Genomic DNA, 16,677 nt, shown 5'->3' on the forward strand with positions numbered 1-16,677 from the left:
CCCTCCAGGACAACGTCCTCCGCAGCCGTTAACATCACGGGGTGTCTGAGCCGCCTGCAGCAGGTTTGCCGGAATTTCTCGATGACCTGCCCCTGCCGGCCCTGGTGTGTACCCGGGAGGGCGTGGCGCTGGCGGTCAACCAGGCGTTTACAGAGTGGACGGGACAGACGCCGGGAAACCAGCGGGAGCCGCTTCCCGTTCACCCGGACGACGGCGAATCCTGGGCCCGGTTGCTGGAGCGGGCCCAGGAACCAGGCGGGGTGGCCGGAGCAGAGCTGCGTCTGCGCGCGGCGAGCGGAGCGTACCGCTGGTGCCGGGTGCGGGGTCGCCTGCACTCCCCGGTGGGGCCTCCGACGCTCCTCCTCGTGACCGTTCAGGACGTCAACGACCTCAAGGAAGCCGGGGAACAGCTGCGCCTGATGCAGGAGGCCAGCGGTCTGGGAGGTTGGAGCCTGGACGTCGCGGCCGGGCAGCTGACCATGATGCCTGAAACCCTGCGGCAGTTGGAGCTGACCGAAACGCCTCTGCCCCTGACGGCATTTCTGGAACGTGTCCACGAGGAAGACCGTGAGGAGGTGCGGGCGACGTTCGCGCAGGCGGCCGAGTCGGCCAGCCCGCAGACGCTTCGGGTGGAACACCGCTTCCTGCGGGGCGACGGACGCAAGGTGTGGCTGGAACACCACCTGCGCGCCGAGGGAAACGTCTCCCACCCGGCCGCGCGGCTGCTGGGAACCGTGAGTGACTCCACGGCCCGCAAGGAGGCCGAGCTGCGCCTGACGCTGCTCGCCCGCGCGGGCGAGACGCTCGCACAGAACCTGGATGTGGACGAGACCCTGCAGCGGCTGACCCGGCTGACCGTGCCGGTCCTGGCCGACTGGTGCGCGGTGTATCTCCTGAGGCCCGACGGAACCCTGCACCCCCAGGCTTACACGCACCGTGACCCGGAGAGGGGCAGGGTTGCCGAGGCGTACCTGACCGCCTTTCCGCAGCGGATAGACGATATGGGCGCGGTCTCCAGGGTCTACCGGGAGAACGTGCCGGTGTTGTTGCCGCGCATCACCGACGAGATGTTGGGCGCCCTGCCGATTTCCGAGGAGCAGCGCAGGCTGCTGCGCGCCTTTGGCTTCGGCTCGTCGCTGCTCGTGCCGCTGGCGGTACGCGGGCAGGTGGTGGGCACCCTCAGCCTGGCCCTGTACCAGGCCGGGCGCAGCTTCAGCGAGGGGGACGTGCCCTTTGTGCAGGAGTTGGCCCGCCGGGCGGCCCTGGCGCTGGAAAACGCCCGGCTGTACGAACAGGCGCGGGGGCGGGGCGCGGACCTCGAGGCCCGGGTGGCTGAGCGCACCGCCGAGCTCGCGGCGCGGACACAGGCGCTTGAGGCGTTCGCCGAGCTGTCGCGCGACCTCAGCGCTCAACAGGATCCGGCCGCGCTCGTGGGCCGCGCGCAGGACATTCTGGTGGGCCTGCTGCCGCAGGGGGTCAGCACCTACTACGAGTTGGACGCGGGACGCTGGCGGCTGCAGTCCTCGCGGGGGACCTTCAGGAATCCGGCGGTCCGGCCCGTCCTGGAACTGGGTTTGCCGCGCGGCGAGACGCCCAATGTGGACCGGCCCTTCGACACGGGGCTGCCCTTTTACCAGGAGCACTACGATCCCGGCACGACGCCTGCCGCTGCGGCCCAACTGCAAGACATCGGCGCAACGGCCACCCTGCCAGTGCTGGTGGGGGGAGAGCCGCGGGGCGTGCTGGTGGTGGGCACCCACGAGGTGCGGCCCTGGGCGGCCCCCGAGCGCGTCTTGCTGGAGACCACGGCGCGCGCGCTGGGGCTGGCCCTGGAACGGGCGGACGCCCTGCGCGAATTGCAGCGTGAACGGGTGTTTCTGTCGGGCGTGCTGCGCAGCCTGTCTGAAGGCATCGTGGCCTGCGACGCCTCCGGCCGCCTGACCCTGTTCAACGAGAGCACCGCAGAGCTGCACGGCCTGCCGCTGGCGCCGCTGCCACCCGAGCGCTGGGCCGAGCACTACGGCCTGTACCACCCGGACGGCAGCCGGCACATGAGGATGGAAGAGGTGCCGCTCTACCGGGCGTGGCGCGGCGAGCAGGTTCGCGACGTGGAGATGGTTGTCCGCCCCCGGGAGGGCGAGTCCCGCCTTGTGCTGAGCGTGGGGGGGCCGGTCCTCGGAGAGGGAGGACAGACGCTGGGGGCCGTCGTGGCGATGCGCGACGTGACCGAGCGTTACCAAGCCGAGGCGGCGCTGCGCGAGGCCAACGAGAACCTGCGCCGCTCCAACCAGGAGCTCGAGCAGTTCGCCTACGTTGCCAGCCATGACCTCCAGACGCCGCTGCGCGCGGTGACGAGCTTTGCCGGCCTGCTGCAAAAACGCTACGGGGAGCGCCTCGACGCGCGGGGGCATACGTACCTGAGTCACATCGTGCAGGGGGGCGAGCGCATGAAGCGGTTGGTAGACGACCTGCTGGCCTTTTCGCGGGTGCATACCCAGCAGCGCCCTCCGCAACCGGTGGACAGCGCGAATACCCTGCGCGAGGTGGTGGAGCTGCTCGGGCCCGAGCTCGAAGCGTCGGGCGGCTGGGTCACGTCCGGCCCGCTGCCCTGGGTGCAGGCCGACGAGGGCCAGCTGTCGAGGTTGCTCGTCAACCTGATCGGCAACGCGCTGAAGTACCGCCGCCCGGAAGTGCCGCCGCGCGTCCACGTCACCGCCCAGCCCGAGGGCAGCCTGTGGCGCTTCGCGGTGGCCGACAACGGCGTAGGCATCGACGCGCGTTACCACGAACAGGTCTTTGTGCCGTTCCAGCGCCTGCATGCCCAGGACGACATCGAGGGCACTGGCCTGGGGCTGGCCGTCAGCCGCAAGATCGTGGAGCGCCACGGCGGTCAGCTGTGGCTCGAAAGCGTGCCGGGGCAGGGCAGCACCTTCTTCCTGACCCTGCCCGGAGCGGAGCGCGAAGTCTCCTGACACGGCGGGAGTCTGTTTCCCGCTTGCCCCGCTCGAACTCACCCCGTAGATCATTTGGAGCGCGCAGATTCCTCCTTGCCGGGAAGAGGCGGGCTCAAAAGAAGCGGGGAGGTGGTGAGCATGTCGCTCGCCACCTCCCCGCGCTCCAGGTCCGCTGCCCTTAACGCCCCATGCGGCGCAGCGCCTCACCCATCGTCACCACGGGCACACCCTTGCCCTTGATGTAGTCGATGGTCTGGCTGAGGTATTCCTGCTGCTGGTCGGTGTGCAGTTCGTCGCCTGGATGAATCATAAAGACCAGCCAGTCCTTGTTCTTGACGGCCTGGTCCACCGTGGCCTTGTAGAAGTCCAGCGTGCCCCAGGTGCCGTTGGCATACGCGCCCAGCGCGTAGCGACCAATCTGGTAGTTGGTGGTCAGGGGCAGCGTGTTGCCCTCACCCCAGGCCAGCACCCCGTGGCGGAAGTACTTGCACACCACGGCCCGCACCCGCGCGTCCTGCTGGCCGTAGGGGTAGACCAGGGTGTCGGTATTGAATCCGAACAGGGCCAGCTCCTTTTTGGAGTCGCGCACCTCGCGCAGCAGGTCCTCGTCGGACAGGGTGGTCATGTCGGGGTGGCTCACCGTGTGGCTCACGATCTCCCAGCCTGCCTGCTTGAGCTCGCGCACCCCCTCCAGCCCCAGGAAATAGGGGTCGGGATTGGTCATCTGCCCGCTGATCACGGCGCTCGTCGCCACGATGCCCTTGGCCTTGAAGAGGGGCAGCAGCTTGGTCTTGTCGGCCTTGGACGCGTCGTCGGTGATGAAGGTGATCATGGGCCCCGGTGACGTCGCGGTGGCCTGCGCACCCAGGCTGTTGGGCGTGACGCCGCCCAGGCAGCCTTGCGGCTCGGGCTCGTTGTCAACCAGGTAGACGGGCTTGGCCCCCGTGGTCAGGCGGACGTTGGGAATCCGCACGGTTTTGAGGCCACCCGGGGCCCTGTCCTTGTCGAGGTCGCCGATCAGGGCGAGCTCCTCGGCTCCGGTGCTCGCGGCGCGCGCCGCGGCGCTCGCGGTGGTTTCGCCCACCAGGCGCGTCACGCGCTCACGGTTGGACTGCGACAGCAGCAGGTTCATGGAAAACTCGCGGGGCGTGTTCTCGTCCACCAGCGGCAGCTTGACCACCAGGGTCAGCGTGCCCTTCTCGCCGGGCCGCAGCACCTGGCTGCCTGTGGCGCTGTTCAGCACGTTGAAGCCGTATTCCAGCACGTCGTCGCCGCGCTCGAGCAGCCCCTTCTGCCGGCCCTTGTCCTCGAGCCGCTGCGCCTCGTCCTCCGTGAGGGCCGTGAAGCCGAAGCTGGAAAACTCGGTGGGCGCGGTCTTCAGCCACTCACCGGGGCGGATGTTGCGGGCCACGATGGAGTTGGTGTAGGGCTGGCCCTGAGGATTGATCAGCCCGGAGATGGCCGTGCCGGCCACGCTGCCCTGCGCCGGGGCGTAGGCGATCAGCGAGAGGTTGCTGAAGGTGGTCTTGGAGACGTTGGTCAGGTCAAACGAAATCCACAGGTAACGCCGGTTGGCGAGGTCGTCATCGTAGACGCCCGAGCGCGAGGACTGCACGTCCACCGTGTCGACGGGGAAGATCGGCTTGAGCTTGGCCTGGGGGTGCAGGCCCTGCGCGCTGAGGCTGCCGCTTGCCGGGTTGCCCAGGGTGAGCTGGAAGGCCCCCAGGGTATCTGCCGCCGCAGCCGCGTTTTGTGAGGGGCCCTGATTCAGGCCTGGATCATTGGCACAGGCCGAGAGGGACGCAGTAAGGAAGAGACAAAGGGCCGCAAGAGGGGCCGTCCGGCGTCGGTACGTCATGGTTTTTCTCCTGATAGCCAGCGTGAAAGTAGGCCGAATTCAGCGCTCCAGATGCTTCCCTGGAGATTGCTCACCTCATTCTATAGAATTTTTCACACTTTCAGTGCAAGGCGGACCGGTGGAATGATGGGGGGGGCGATCCCCTCCTTGCGTGAAGAAACTTTCACCCAGTTCAAAGATCGGGGGCGGCGTCCCCGGCTGCCCCGCCTCCATCCGGTAGGCTGAAGCTGAAGGTGGCACCCTCGCCGGGCTGAGACTCGGCCCACACGCGTCCGCCATGCCGCGTCACGATGCGCTGCACATTCGCGAGGCCCACGCCGGTGCCCTGAAAATCCTCAGGGGTATGCAGGCGCTGAAACACCCCAAACAGCTTGTCCGCCAGGGCCGGATCGAAACCCACGCCGTTGTCGCGCACGTGAATGGCCCATTCGCCCTGGCCCTCAGGGGTGACGGCGCGCTGGGCACTCACGGTGACCCGGGCCTGCGCCTCGCGCCCGCTGTATTTGAGGGCATTGGACAGCAGGTTGTACAGCACCTGCCGCAGCAGCGGCGCGTCGCCCTGAACGGTGGGAAGTGGGCCGACGTTCCAGAGCACCTCACGTTCCCCGGTTTCGGGATCGAGGTCGAGCCGCACGCTCCGGACGAGTTCGCCGAGGTCCACCGGCGTGACCCGCAGGGGCTGGCGGCCATGGCGCGCGAGTTCCAGCAGGGCGTCGACCATGCCGTTCATGCGGATGGCCGCCTCCTCGATCATGGTGAGGAAACGGTCCGCCTTGGCCGGATCGCGCTCGAGGTTGCGCCGGAGCATGGCAGCGAAACCCGCCACGTGCCGGATGGGCGCGCGCAGGTCGTGCGATACGCTGTAGGAAAAGGCGTCGAGTTCGGCGTTCACCTCCTGCAGCTCAGCGGTGCGCCGCGCCACCTCGCCCTCCAGGGTGGCCTGCCACGCTCCGCGCTCGGCCTCGATGCGTTTGCGCTCGCGGATGTCGCGGCTGACGGTGGCGTACCCGAAACGCTCGTGGGTGGTGGGGTCCGTCAGGGCGAACACCGAACGGTGAACGTCGATGTCCTCGCCGCTCACGAGGTGCCGGAAGCGCGTCTCGCCCTCCCAGTGTCCCGCGAGGCGCACCTGCGGCCACACCTCCCGGCGCAGCCGCGCCTCGTCCTCCGGCGGGATCAGTCTGGCCATGGTCAGGCCGTGCGGCACCTCCCCGCCGAGGCCCACGAGCTTGCGGCCCGCCGCATTGAGGTACACCAGGTTGTCGTCCAGGTCCGCAAAGGCGATGAAGTCGGTGCTTTCCTCGACCACCCGTGCCAGCCGGGTGCGCTCGCGCTCGTGCTGCCGGCGCTCGGTCACGTCCTCGAGCAGCGCCACGCTGTAAAGCGGCTGGCCCGCGTCGCCCCGCACCAGGCTGGCCGTCACGTTGACCCACAGCCGCCGGCCGTCCTGGCGCACCACCTGCTCCTCCATCGACAGGATGTCGCGCCTGCCGCGCAGCAGTTCGCCCAGCGTGGCCGTGACTCCAGCCACGCGCTCGGGCGGAGTCAGGTCCGCTGCCGTCAGGTTCAGCAGCTCGTCCTGGCGGTAACCCAGCATGGCCTCGGCCGCCGGGTTGGCCTCCAGCAGCTGCCCGCCCAGCCCGATGCGCACGATGCCCAGCGCGGCGTGTTCCACCAGGGCGCGGTAGCGGGCCTCGCGCTCACGCAGCTGCCGCTCGGCCTCGAGCTGCTCGGTGATGTCGGTGTCCACCCCGGTCCACTCGCGCACCGTGCCGTCACTGTCCAGGATCGGCACAGCGCGCACGTGAAAGTGCCGGTAGCTGCCGTCCCGCACCCGCACCCGCTGCTGCATCTCGTACACGCTGCCGGTCGTGACCGCCCGCGCCCACGCGTTGTGGACCGCCGGCAGGTCGTCCGGGTGAATGCGCGCGGCCCAGCCCTCCCCGAGGTATTCCTCGTGGGTCTGGCCGGTGAGCGCTTCCCAGCCTGGCTGCTCCTCGACGTGTTCACCCGCCGCGTTGGACGTCCACACGATCTGACGCGAGGCGTCGATCAAGGTGCGGTAGCGCGCGAGCGCCTGCTGCGCGTCTCCGTACAGCTGCGCGTTGTCGAGCGCGAACGCCGCCTGCTGCGCGAGGTCCTGCGCCAGCTCGAAGTCGGCGGGGGTCAGGGTGCGCTCGGGTGTGCTCGTCGCCAGGCTCAGCACCCCGATGTTGATCCCCCGCACCCGCATCGGCACCGAGACCAGCGAGTGCACCTGCAGCCGACGAACGTACTGCACGCGCTCCTCGGACAGGCTCTGGAGAACCGCCTCGGACAGCACGGGCACGAAGACCGCCTCCCCCGTTCCAAAGACCCAGGCGGTGGTCCCGGGCTCGTCCGGGTTGGAGGGAAAGCGCGACAGGTACTCGCGCAGCAGGTCCACCAGCGCCGGATCGCGGTGGGCCAGGGCGGCCGGTTCCAGGAGCCCGTCGCCCGGTGCTGGCCGGTACACCGCGCACCAGTCGGCCACCTGCTCCACCGCCAGCCGGGTCACGCTCCGCAGGGTTTCCCCGACGTCCAGCGACTGCGCGAGCAGGTTCCCCACCTTCGCCAGAAACGCGGACCGCTGCCGGGCCTGCCGCTCGGCGTCGTACAGCTGCGCGCGGTACAGCGCCTGCGCGCACTGGTCGACCACGGTACAGATAAAGGCCTGCTGCCTGAGCTGGAGACCGTGCTCGTCAGTAAACGAGAGGGCCAGGCCAAAGCGCGTCTCGCCCGCCTGCATCGGCAGCGCCGCAATAGCGCGTGTCGGAGACTGCAGCAGCGGCAGCATCTGGGGAAAGTCCCGCGCAACGTCTTGCAGGGAAGAGAAGATGGCCCGCCCCTCGCGCATGGCCCGCACCACCTGAAATCCGTCGTCACTTGGAAAGCGCGTCCAGGTGGTACCGATGGGACTGGCATACCCGAAAGAACCCACCATATACATGGTCTGTGGGTTGAGCGCCTGAATCAGGGTCCCTCCATACGCCCCGGTGAGCCGCACGGCCTGCTCCAGCACCAGCCGCTGCACGTCCTCACTCGTCACTGCGCCCGAGAGTGCGCTCGTGAGCTCCTGCAACGCGCGCGCCTGCGCCTCACCCACCGCGTCCTCTTCAGGCCCGCCGTCCCCACCGCTCTGGGGTTCTGGCGGCGTCTGGCTCCCCGACATCTGGCCCTCGCGCAGGAGCAGCGCGAGCGCCGGACCGCCCGGTCCGGCTTCCCCCGTCCCGCCCACCCGGTAGGCGCTGACCCGCCAGGCGCGCTCGCCCAGCGAGAGCAGCAGATCTTCCAGCGCCTCGCCGCTCTCCAGCACCTGCCGGCACGCCCCGAGCAACACCTGCGGTTGCCCCGGAAAAACCTCGGTCAGCTGCCGGCCGGTCAGGTCCGCTCCCGCCCGTTCCATCCGTGCAGCGAAGGCCGCGTTGACGCGCAGCAGACAGAGCTCGCCGTCGCATAGGGCCGCGCCTTCATGGCTGTGCAGGAACAGCGTTTCCAGGAAGCCGGGAGCCGCGTCGGGCAGGTGGGACGAACCGGACGGCAGCGTCACCCCCCGATGGTAGAGGCTTTTGCCCCACTGTTCCGCCTCTTAAAGATTTCGTGAACCGGACTGGTGTCCCCTTCTCAGCGCAGGCCCTTTATTTCCCCGGCAAGCTGCGCCGCGTACTGCGCGTAGAGCTTCTTGGTCACGTTGGCCGTTCCGCAAGCAGCGTCTCGTCTCCCTGCCGCGTCTCACGCAGGTGGTGGTGGATGGGCGTGCCGAGGCCGTCCACCCGGAAGCGCAGCACGGTCCACTCGCGCCCAGCCACCTTTTTGGTGCCGTGCGCCACCCGGCGGCAGGGCCACGTCCCGCAGCGAGAAGGGAGTGTTCACCGCGTAGCTCGGCCCTGCCGCCGAATAGACGGTGTGCCCCGCGCTTGAGGGCGGTGGTGGGCGTCATGGGTGTGAAGCCGGTGGGCAGGGTCAGGCGCACGCCGGTGGCGGGCACCCCGGCAGGGCCCTCGATGAGAGGGAGAGCAGGGCGGGGGGCAAAAAGGGCGGTGAGGCGTAGAGTCGCCCACGACCGCAACATCCTTTTCATGCACGGCGCTTTTAAGGTCACCTGAGTGAAGCGCTTCCGTCTCCTGCCCCTGGCGGCCCTGCTCGTGGCCATCGTCACTGCCGGAGTCCCTGCGCCCGCACGGCCCCCGCCCACTTCACCTGCGCCGGGGGCCGTGTACGTCGCGCTGGGCGACTCGCTGACCGCCGGGTTCCAGTCAGGCGGCCTGGGCCCGCAGGCGCAGCGGGACGCCTACCCGGCGGTGATCGCGCGGCTGGCGGGCATTCCCTTCGGGCTGGCGCTCGGACAGTCCCCGGGGTGCCCACCTCCCCTGGGGCAGCCGCTCCAGGCAGGGCGCTCGTGCGTGCGGGCGGTGCCCGGGGTGCAGAACAACAACCTGGCGGTGCCGGGCGCGCGGGTGGCGGACCTGCTGGGCCGCACGGCCCAGAACGCGCCCGACGACCTGACGCGCCGGATGTACACGCTCATCCTCGGGCCACGCCTGACGCAGGTGGCGGCCGCCCGCAAGTCGCGCCCGCAGTTCGTCACCGTGTGGGTCGGGGCCAATGACGTGCAGGAGGCTGTCTCCTCGGGCGATCCGGCCCGGGTGACGCCGCCCGCTCAGTTTTTGAGCGCCTACCGCGCGGTGCTGGAGGCGCTGCGGCCCACGGGGGCCCGCGTCGTGCTGCTCACCGTGCCCGACGTGACGGCCGCGCCGCTGCTTGTGGCCGGGCCGCTGATCTTCCGCTACGGCTACGGCGCGCCAAGCTGCCGAACCTCGGCCAACCGGGTGGACATCCGCCTCCTGCTCACCCAGCGCTCGGTGGACTGCAGTGCCCCGGCGGCCGTCACCCCTGCCGAGGCCGGGCGCATCCGCGACACGCTTCGGCAGTACAACGCGGGCCTGACGCGCCTGGCCGCCGAGACGGGCGCGCTCGTGTTCGACGTGGCGGGCGTGATGGCGTCTCTCGCCCGTCCGGCGCCGGACCCCCTGCGGGCGGAGCAGCCCTTCGGCCCCGACTTCTCGCTCGACGGCCTGCACCTGTCGTCCCGGGGACAGCTCAAGCTGGCGCGGGCGCTGCTCGCGGCGGGAAACGCGCAGCTGCACTTCCGCATTCCCCTGGAAGGGGGTGGCTGAAGCCCGCCAGCCCGCTATGCTGAGCCGTATGGCTGACACGTCCGCGAGCGAGGAGCGGTTGAGACTCGCCCTGAGGGCGGCGCAGCAGGGCGCGTGGGAATACGATTTTCGTGCTGGGGTGGGCTACCGCTCGCCCGAGCTGCAGGAGTTGCTGGGCGTAGGCAACGGGGCCCCCTCGCTCGGCGACTACCTCGGCAACGTCCATCCGGAGGACCGTCCCCTGATCCTGCAGAACTTCGAGGACTTTCGCCGGGGCCGTCAGGACGAGGCGGTGATCCTGTACCGCTTTCTGCGCGACGACGGCCGAGCGCTGTGGGTCGAGCAGCACACCATGGTCGAGCGGGACGAATCGGGCGAGATGGTGCGCCTGTACGGCCTGAGCCGCGACGTGACGCGCAGCAAGGAAACCGAGCGGGAGCTCGTGCGGCTCAACGCCGATCTGGAGCGCCGCGTGCAGGAGCGCACCCGGGAGCTGGAGGAGGAGCGCGCGGCCCTGGCGGCCTTCGCCGCCTTTACCGGACGCGCGGCGGGCGCCACCGACGTGCAGGAGCTGGCCGGGCACGCCTGCGAGGTGCTGCGCGCCGTGCTGGACGTAGAGCTGACCGTGTACTACGAGCGGGTGGATGACCGGTGGCAGATGCGCGTCGCGTCTGGAGATCTGCCCGGCGAACTGGCTGGCCTGCGGCGTGGGGACCTGCCCGTGACCTCGCCCGCCTTCGCGCCCATCCTCGGGGTGGAGGAGGTCACGTTTCTGGACGCTGCCCACCCTGAATCCCAGGCACCCGGACGCTCCGCCGTCACGGCAGCCTATGCCCCGCTTCCCGTTCCCGGGGGAGCGCAGGGCCTGCTGAGCATGGCGTCGGTGGAGCGGCCGGCCTGGTCCGAGCGCGAAAAGGCCATCTTCCGCGCGGTGAGCGACAGCTTCCGCCTGGCGCTCGAACGGGCGGGGGCAGTGGCCCAACTTCAGGCCCAGAAAGAAGAGGCACTGGGCCGCAACCGCGCCCTGGAAGCGTTCGCGCAGCTCTCGCGCGACCTGGTGCTGGAAACGGACCGCCTCGCCCTGGTGGGGCGGGCGCAGGACATCGTGCTGAAGCTGTGGCCCGAGGGCCTGGCCGCCTACTTCGAGCCCGAGGGCGAGTTGTGGTGGCTGCGCTCACAGGTGGGGAACACCGGGCACCCCGAGGTGTGGAAGCGCGTGGGGCGCGGCCTGCCCCGCGCCACACCCCTGCTGCTGGCCCCCTGGAGCGCCGGGGAGGCGTTCTATCACGACGGCTTCGGCTCGCTGCCGGAGGTGGCGAGGGCCGGTCTGGCCCCGTTGCGCCGCGCCGCCCTCCTGCCCGTCGTCGTGGACGGCGCGCCGGTGGGGCTGTTCGGTGTGGGCCTGCCGCTTCAAGACACCTGGCAGGCCGCCGAGCGGGCCTTCCTGGACACCGCCGTGCGGAGCCTGGGCCTGGCGCTGGAACGCGCGCAGAGCGTCACGCAGCTGGCCGAGGAGCAGCGCAAGCTGGCCGCTGCCAACGAGGAGCTCGAAGCCTTCGCCTACAGCGTCTCGCACGACCTGCGCACCCCGGTACGGCACATCATGGGCTTTAACCAGTTGCTGCGCAAAACGCTGGGCGCCGCGGCGGGCGAGAAGAGCACGCGTTACCTCACGGTGATCGACGAGGCCACCGCCCGCATGAACACCCTGATCGACGCCATGCTCGACCTGTCCCGCACCTCGCGCCTGCCCCTGCGGCCGGGCCTGGTGGACCTGGGCGAACTCGTGCGTGACGTGCGGGCCGAACTGGAGGTCGACGCCGCCGACCGGCAGGTCGAGTGGCGGGTTTCTCCCCTCCCCCTGGTGATCGGCGATCCCGACACGCTGCGGCAGGTGCTCGTCAACCTGCTGTCCAACGCCCTGAAGTACACCCGCCCGCGTCCCCAGGCCCACATCGACGTCTGGACCGAGGAGCGCCCAGAGGCGTGGGCGGTCTTCGTGCGCGACGACGGGGTGGGCTTCGATCCGCGCTACAGCGGCAAGCTGTTCGGCGTCTTTCAGCGCCTGCACCGGCAAGACGAGTTCGAGGGCACGGGCGTGGGACTGGCGAACGTCCGGCGGATCATCAACCGCCATGGCGGTCAGGTCTGGGCCGAGGGCGTGCCGGGCGGGGGCGCGACCTTCGCCTTCTCGCTGCCCCGGCAGACGTGAGGGCGCGGGGCCAGGCTTCATGCGGGCTGTACCCGTCACCCCACTGCTGTGCAGCGCCCCCCTCGCCGTGGGTGAGAGGGGCTAAAGACTGCTGACCCTCTCCCCTGACGGGGCCCGTAGAGCTCCGAAGGCGAGAGGGACTGGCTCGAGATTGGTGTGAGGGGGCCACCGGGCCTGCCGCAGAGCATTTGTCCGAAAGGAGCCGTGAGGGGTGGCCCTCCCCTCACGGCTCCTTTCTCCCCAGTGCGCATTCAAGTTTGCTTGCTGGGCTCGGTCAAAAAGAAGTCCTGACTTTGACACATGCTCTAATGCAGCCTTTCCTCCAGCCGCTGCCGGAGCGGCTCCAGGCTCACGCGGTCCCGTGGCCCGGCCGTCACCTGCAGGTCTTCGGCCACCCCACCGCCCCCCAGAAGCAGCACCCGGTCTGCCAGCTTCAGCGCCTCGTCCAGGTCGTGCGTCACGAGCAGGGTGGTGGCCCCCGTCTCGCCCAGCAGCTGTTCGAGCAGGTCGTGCATGCCCGCGCGGGTCAGGGCGTCGAGCGCGCCGAAGGGTTCGTCGAGCAGCAACAGTGCAGGCCGGTGCGCCAGGGCGCGCGCCAGGGCCACCCGTTGCCGCTGTCCGCCACTGAGTTCGTGGGGGTAGGCCCGTTCCCGTCCGGCCAGCCCCACGTCCCGCAGCGCGTCTTCTCCCCGGTGGCGTTCGGCCTTGGGCAGTCCCAGCGTCACGTTGTCCAGGGCCCCCAGCCAGGGCAGCAGGCGGTCTTCCTGAAACATCACCCGGATGCGCGGCGAGGCCTGGGTGTGCGAGACCCGCACCTGTCCGGCCGAGGGCAGGGTCAGCCCAGCCAGCACCCGCAGCAGGGTGGTCTTGCCGCCGCCGCTCGCCCCCACCACCGCGATGCGCTCCCCTGGGTTGATCTCCAGATTCAGCCCGTGCAGCACCGCGCGGTCACCGTAGTGCACCGCCAGGTCACGCAGCTGCACCCCCGCTCCGGGAACGCTGTGGGGCCCGGCAAAGTCCAGCGCCGCCGTCACGCCTCCACCCGCCAGGGAAGCAACCTGCGCTCCAGGCCACGCACCAGGGCGTCGGCAGCCTTGCCGATCAGCGCGTAGATCAAGATGGTCAGGACGATCACGTCCGTGCGGAAAAACTCGCGGGCGTCCATCGCCAGAAAGCCGATGCCTTGACTCGCGCCGAACGACTCGCTGACGACCAATGCCAACCACGAGATGCCCAGCGCGTAGCGCAGGCCCACCAGCACGCCCGGCAGGGCGCCGGGCAGCGTCACGCGCCGAAAGGTTTCCAGCGGCGAGAGGCCGTACACCCCCGCCATCTCCTTGAGGCGGGGATCAATGCTCTGAACCCCGTGCAGCGTGTTGAGATACACCGGAAAGAAGGTGGCGAGCGCGATCAGAAAGACCTTGGCACTTTCCCCGATGCCGAACCACAGGATCACGAGCGGGATCAGGGCGAGGTTGGGAATGGTCCGCAGCATCTGGAAGGTGCTGTCGAGCAGCAGGTGTGCGGCGCGGAAGGTGCCGGTCAGGATGCCGAGGAGCAGGCCCAGCCCACCCCCGAGGAGCACCCCGCTCCCCGCCCGGCCCAGACTGGCGAGAAAGTGGTGCCACAGCTCCCCGGTCCGCGCCAGCTCCCAGAAGGCCCCGCCCACCGCGGTCGGCGCGGGCAGCACGCGGGAGCTCAGCCACCCCACCTGCGACGCCAGCTGCCAGCCCAGCAGCAGCGCCACCGGCACGGCCCAGCGCACCCCCTCCTGTTGCCAGCGGGCGGGCGTTCGCCGGGGCGTGGAGGCCGCCTCGCGTCCCGTTCCTGCGCCTCCCGTGGCCGGGCGGGCCGTGATCGCTCCCGTCAGGGCGTCTTGCGTGATGTCCACCTGGGTCATTTCGTCTCCAGCTTGCCCAGCACGGTCTTGAAGGCGGGCAGGGCCACGTAGGACTGCGCGCTCAGACTGACCTTCCCTGGCAACACGCCGACTTCGGTAAAGGCGTTCGCCAGGGCGGTCAGGGGCTTCAGGTCCGAGGCGCGGAAGGGGCGGATGTTGAAGGGCACGCTCTTGGGCACGGTGACTTCCAGCACGCTCTTGGGGATGCCCAGTTCGTCACTGAACTGCGTGATCACGGCGTTCTTGTTCGCGTTGGCCCACGTGGACGTCCTCTCCAGCTCGGCGAGCAGGATTTGCAGCGCCTTTTTCTTCTCGGGGTCCTTCAGCACCGCGCTGGGGCTGAGGTAATAGCTGTCACCCTGGCCCAGCCCCTTGTGGTCCCGCAGCACCCGCGCGCCGGTGCCCTGCAAGGCGGTGGTCAGGTAGGGGTCCCAGATGGTCCACGCGTCGATGGTGCCGCTCTCGAAGGCCGGACGGGCATCGGGTGGAGCCAGCGGGACGATGGTGACGTCCTTGAAGCCCAGCCCCGCCTGTTTCAGGGCGTTGTACAGGAAAAAGTGCGCGCTGGACCCCCGAAAGACGCCGATGCGTTTGCCCTTCAGGTCCGCCACCGTCTTGAGCGCTGAGCCTTTCGGGATGATGATGGCCTCTCCGGCGTCTGAACGGTTTTCCGTGACCGCCACGTATTTCAGGTCCGCGCCGCCCGCCAGCGCGAACACGCCCGGCGCGTTGCCGACGCCTCCGAAATCCACCGCGCCCGCGTTGGCCGCCTCCAGCAGGGGCAGCCCCGCCGTGAACAGCACCCATTTGAAGTTGATGCCCTGCTTGGCGTAGGCGTCCAGCGTGCCGCGCGCCTTGAGGATGTTGGGGATGCCGCCCTTCTGATAGCCGATGGTAAAGGTGACGGCGTGAGCGGAAGTGGCCAGGGCAAGGGTGGTGAGCAGAAGGGCCGGACGCAGGGTTTTGGTCATTGTGGGGACTCCGTGTGACAAAAAAATGGGGTGTGATGGACCTCCGGCGGGCACGCGGCGGTGCCCCCGGACCGAAGATTGAGGGTGATCTACCAACGGCTCAAGGCCAGCGGCCGGCCGCTAGATGCTCCTGAATCGCCCCGTCAGCTCGGGTTCGCGCTCGGCGTTCAGCACCGGCGTGGAGGTGTGCGTGAGCGCCTGGCCCTCGCGCGGGGTGAAGACCGGGCTGGTGCGGCCCAGCGCGGGGAACAGCAGTTCGGCCGTTCGGTACGCCTCTTCCAGGTGCGGGTAGCCGCTCAGGATGAAGGTCTCGACCCCCACCGCCTGGTACTCGCGCAGGGCCGCGGCCACGTTTTCGGCGCTGCCGACAAAGGCCGTGCCCGCGCCTCCGCGCACCAGCCCCACGCCGGCCCACAGGTTCGGTCCCACCCGCAGCGACTCGCGGGTGCCGCCGTTGAGCTGGCTCTGGCGGCGCTGTCCCTCCGAACCGCTCTGCAAAAAGGCCTGATGCGAGCGGGCGATCTCCTCGTCGCTGATGTTCTCGATCAGGCGGTCAGCGGCGTCCCAGGCTTCTTCCTCGGTTTCGCGCACGATGATGTGGGCCCGGAGCCCGAAGCGCACCTTGCGGCCGTGCTTCTCCGCCCGCTCCTGCACGCGGGCGAATTTCTCCGCCACCTGCTCGGGGCGTTCGCCCCAGCTGAGGTACACGTCCACGTGCTCGCCCGCCACGTCCAGCGCCGGATCACTGCTGCCCCCGAAAAAGATGGGCGGGTAGGGACGCTGCACGCTGGGCAGCAGGGAGCGCCCCTCCTGAACCTGAAGGTGTTTGCCCTGGTGGCTCACCGTCTCGCCCCGCAGCGCCGCGCGGAAGACGCCCAGCCACTCCGCGGTGAGCTCGTAGCGCTCGGCCTGCGAGAGGTTCAGGCCCTCGAAGTCGAAGTTGCCGCTGCCCGACACGATATTCAGGTTCACGCGCCCACCCGTCACCCGGTCGAGTGAGGCGGTCAGCCGCGCGGCGAGGATGGGCGAGAGCAGGCCGGGGCGCAGGGCCACCAGGAAACGCAGTTGCCGCGTCAGGCTGCTCAGGGCGCTGGCGACCACCAGGGTGTCCTCGTTCGTGCCGCCCGTGGGCAGCAGCACGCCGTCGAAGCCGAGCACGTCGGCCGCCTGCGCGATCTGGCTGAGATACGCGAAGTTCGCGGGCCGCGAGGGTTGCCCCAGTCGGCTCCCGTCGCCACCAGAGGGAATGAACCAGTAGAGGTTGGGGGTGGGCAGGGTGGAATTCGTCATGTTGGGCCTCGCTTGGGGTGTGAGGAAGGCTCCGGCCTTCGTGGAGAAGGGCGGGACAAAAATGAGGTGTGGGCTGGCCGCTGGCGTTCAGGCCGCTGTGGAGGGCGCGTGCTGCTGGGGCAGCGCCTCGCGCGTCACGGTCACGCGCCCCCGCAGGTACAGGGCGTCCATCACGGCCCGGCCGAAGATCCGCTCGAAGATCAGGGCGCTCCATTCGAGCGTTCCCGCGGGCGAGGTAACAAGCAGGGTATCGAGCGTTCCGGGCTTCCAGCGCACGTTCAGAATCTCGGTCATGGGAACCTCGGCCGGACGGCGGGA

11 protein-coding genes are annotated in these 16,677 nt (G+C 69.6%); 3 read left to right on the forward strand and 8 right to left on the reverse strand.

Features of this window, described 5'->3' with window-relative positions:
* Nucleotides 1-41: 41 nt before the first annotated feature.
* The gene (locus B9A95_RS04585; RefSeq protein WP_084045748.1) at nt 42-2,972 is read left to right on the forward strand and encodes an ATP-binding protein; all 2,931 of its coding nucleotides are present in this window, start codon (nt 42-44) and stop codon (nt 2,970-2,972) included.
* Between the two features lie 160 nt (nt 2,973-3,132).
* Here the strand turns inward: B9A95_RS04585 and B9A95_RS04590 are convergent, their stop codons facing one another.
* The 3 genes from B9A95_RS04590 to B9A95_RS33205 all read right to left on the reverse strand — a co-directional run bounded on the left by B9A95_RS04590 (nt 3,133) and on the right by B9A95_RS33205 (nt 8,660).
* A complete protein-coding gene (locus B9A95_RS04590) occupies nt 3,133-4,812 on the reverse strand; it encodes a polysaccharide deacetylase family protein (protein WP_084045749.1) in 1,680 nt (559 codons plus the stop codon).
* A gap of 172 nt (nt 4,813-4,984) precedes the next feature.
* Entirely contained in the window at nt 4,985-8,380 is a 3,396-nt protein-coding gene (locus B9A95_RS04595; RefSeq protein ID WP_084045750.1) for a PAS domain S-box protein, read from the reverse strand.
* A gap of 136 nt (nt 8,381-8,516) precedes the next feature.
* A complete protein-coding gene (locus B9A95_RS33205; protein WP_170928418.1) occupies nt 8,517-8,660 on the reverse strand; it encodes a hypothetical protein in 144 nt (47 codons plus the stop codon).
* Nucleotides 8,661-8,936: 276 nt separating this feature from the next.
* On the opposite strand from B9A95_RS33205, the gene B9A95_RS04605 reads away from it, so the two are divergent.
* Both B9A95_RS04605 and B9A95_RS04610 read left to right on the forward strand, forming a co-directional pair.
* On the forward strand, nt 8,937-10,007 hold the full coding sequence (locus B9A95_RS04605; RefSeq protein WP_084045752.1) for an SGNH/GDSL hydrolase family protein: 1,071 nt from the start codon (nt 8,937-8,939) through the stop codon (nt 10,005-10,007).
* A 28-nt stretch (nt 10,008-10,035) separates the two neighbouring features.
* On the forward strand, nt 10,036-12,198 hold the full coding sequence (locus B9A95_RS04610; RefSeq protein WP_084045831.1) for a PAS domain-containing sensor histidine kinase: 2,163 nt from the start codon (nt 10,036-10,038) through the stop codon (nt 12,196-12,198).
* 305 nt (nt 12,199-12,503) lie between these two features.
* On the opposite strand, the gene B9A95_RS04615 is transcribed toward B9A95_RS04610, so the two are convergent.
* From B9A95_RS04615 to B9A95_RS04635, 5 genes are all read right to left on the reverse strand, one after another.
* On the reverse strand, nt 12,504-13,232 hold the full coding sequence (locus tag B9A95_RS04615) for an ABC transporter ATP-binding protein (protein WP_084045753.1): 729 nt from the start codon (nt 13,230-13,232) through the stop codon (nt 12,504-12,506).
* On the reverse strand, nt 13,229-14,098 hold the full coding sequence (locus B9A95_RS04620; protein WP_084045754.1) for an ABC transporter permease subunit: 870 nt from the start codon (nt 14,096-14,098) through the stop codon (nt 13,229-13,231). The genes B9A95_RS04615 and B9A95_RS04620 overlap by 4 nt, the downstream gene beginning before the upstream one ends.
* On the reverse strand, nt 14,095-15,069 hold the full coding sequence (locus B9A95_RS04625) for an aliphatic sulfonate ABC transporter substrate-binding protein (RefSeq protein ID WP_084045755.1): 975 nt from the start codon (nt 15,067-15,069) through the stop codon (nt 14,095-14,097). The genes B9A95_RS04620 and B9A95_RS04625 overlap by 4 nt, the downstream gene beginning before the upstream one ends.
* Nucleotides 15,070-15,189: 120 nt before the next feature.
* Nucleotides 15,190-16,359 carry an LLM class flavin-dependent oxidoreductase gene (locus B9A95_RS04630; RefSeq protein ID WP_084045756.1) on the reverse strand — a complete coding sequence of 390 codons (1,170 nt, stop codon included), beginning with the start codon at nt 16,357-16,359 and terminating at the stop codon, nt 15,190-15,192.
* A gap of 87 nt (nt 16,360-16,446) precedes the next feature.
* Entirely contained in the window at nt 16,447-16,653 is a 207-nt protein-coding gene (locus B9A95_RS04635) for a hypothetical protein (RefSeq protein WP_084045757.1), read from the reverse strand.
* Between the last annotated feature and the right edge of the window lie 24 nt (nt 16,654-16,677).

The organism is Deinococcus hopiensis KR-140 (assembly GCF_900176165.1).
In the GTDB taxonomy this organism is placed as follows: domain Bacteria; phylum Deinococcota; class Deinococci; order Deinococcales; family Deinococcaceae; genus Deinococcus; species Deinococcus hopiensis.

Coding starts and splice junctions, on each gene's coding strand:
- B9A95_RS04590 (WP_084045749.1), bottom strand. CDS start 4,812: ATGACGTACCGACGCCGGACGGCCCCTCTTGCGGCCCTTTGTCTCTTC.
- B9A95_RS04610 (WP_084045831.1), top strand. CDS start 10,036: ATGGCTGACACGTCCGCGAGCGAGGAGCGGTTGAGACTCGCCCTGAGG.
- B9A95_RS04620 (WP_084045754.1), bottom strand. CDS start 14,098: ATGACCCAGGTGGACATCACGCAAGACGCCCTGACGGGAGCGATCACG.
- B9A95_RS04625 (WP_084045755.1), bottom strand. CDS start 15,069: ATGACCAAAACCCTGCGTCCGGCCCTTCTGCTCACCACCCTTGCCCTG.
- B9A95_RS04630 (WP_084045756.1), bottom strand. CDS start 16,359: ATGACGAATTCCACCCTGCCCACCCCCAACCTCTACTGGTTCATTCCC.
- B9A95_RS04635 (WP_084045757.1), bottom strand. CDS start 16,653: ATGACCGAGATTCTGAACGTGCGCTGGAAGCCCGGAACGCTCGATACC.